General features: G+C 36.3%; 1 protein-coding gene. It reads left to right on the top strand.

Features of this window, described 5'->3' with window-relative positions:
• The first annotated feature begins 102 nt into the window (after window positions 1–102).
• The gene (locus tag MW688_RS18975) at window positions 103–945 is read left to right on the top strand and encodes a prohibitin family protein (RefSeq protein ID WP_486737581.1); all 843 of its coding nucleotides are present in this window, start codon (window positions 103–105) and stop codon (window positions 943–945) included.
• Window positions 946–1313 lie beyond the last annotated feature (368 nt).

Below are 1313 nucleotides of genomic sequence, written 5' to 3'. Positions count from 1 at the left end.
GGGCAGGGAGATAACCCAACATTAATGTTTAATTAATTATATAATTAAATATTGAGGTTAATATTTTTATCCAGGTTAGTAATAAACACAGATGGGTATTAGATGAAAAAACAAATTAATTTAAACAATCAACTGTTAACATCGACAATTTTGGTAATATTGCTGATCTTTGTGGGATTTAACAGCTTTGTCATTATTAATCCAGGTCAGGCTGGGGTAATAAGCATTTTAGGAAAAGCTAGAGAGGGAGTCTTGCTAGAGGGGATTCATTTTAAACCGCCTTTAGTTTCCGTTGTAGATATTTACGATCTAACTGTACAAAAGTTTGAAGTACCAGCACAAAGTTCGACCAAAGATTTACAAAATTTATCAGCTAGTTTTGCGATTAACTTTCGCCTAGATCCCTTATTAGTGGTAGAGATTCGTAGAAAACAAGGAACTTTAGCCAACATTGTCTCTAAAATTATTGCTCCTCAAACTCAGGAATCTTTTAAGGTTGCAGCAGCAAGGAGAACCGTAGAAGAAGCAATAACCAAAAGAAATGAACTTAAGCAAGATTTTGATAATGCTTTAAGTGAAAGATTAGAAAAGTACGGCATTATTGTACTCGATACAAGTGTAGTCGATTTAGACTTTTCTGTGGAGTTTGCTAGGGCTGTAGAGGAAAAACAAATTGCCGAACAAAAATCGAAACGAGCTGTTTATGTGGCTCAAGAAGCAGAACAAGAGGCCCAAGCCGATATTAACCGGGCGCAAGGTAAAGCAGAGGCACAAAGACTTTTAGCCGAAACGTTAAAAGCTGAAGGTGGCAAGTTAGTTTTACAAAAAGAAGCAATTCAAGCATGGAGAGACGGTGGATCTCAAATGCCTCAAGTGTTAGTCATGGGTAACAAAGATCAAGGAAGTGTTCCTTTTTTATTTAATGTTGGCGAGATCCAAAATTAATCATAAAAATCAGCTAACTTTTTATAGCAGTGCTCGTTGTATTGTAGTGTTAACCATATTTAGATAAACTTTTCCCCCCAACCCCCCTTATTAAGGGGGGCTTTTGATGATAACTGTAAACATCTCTTTGCGAGCTTGCTATAACTCTAATCAAACTAGTAAACATCGAGTGCCAGAATAGGTACTTATATGACAGTTAGAAATTATAGAATTTCCTGAACTAGATGAGAGCGATCGCCTTTTAGTTATTGACGAAATCGGTAACACTATCCTCACATCTTGCATCTATACCTAATGTTACTGGTGGTGGTTGAGTAATGAGTTTTGAAGTTTTGAAGTAATGAGTTAAAGAATTAATGCGATCGCGC

Source organism: Johannesbaptistia floridana (genome assembly GCF_057440575.1).
Note: the sequence above shows the minus strand (reverse complement) of the source record. Positions and strands in the feature narration are given on the sequence as shown.

Excerpts from the sequence above, each read along its gene's own strand:
- MW688_RS18975 (WP_486737581.1), top strand. The coding sequence starts at position 103 with ATGAAAAAACAAATTAATTTAAACAATCAACTGTTAACATCGACAATT.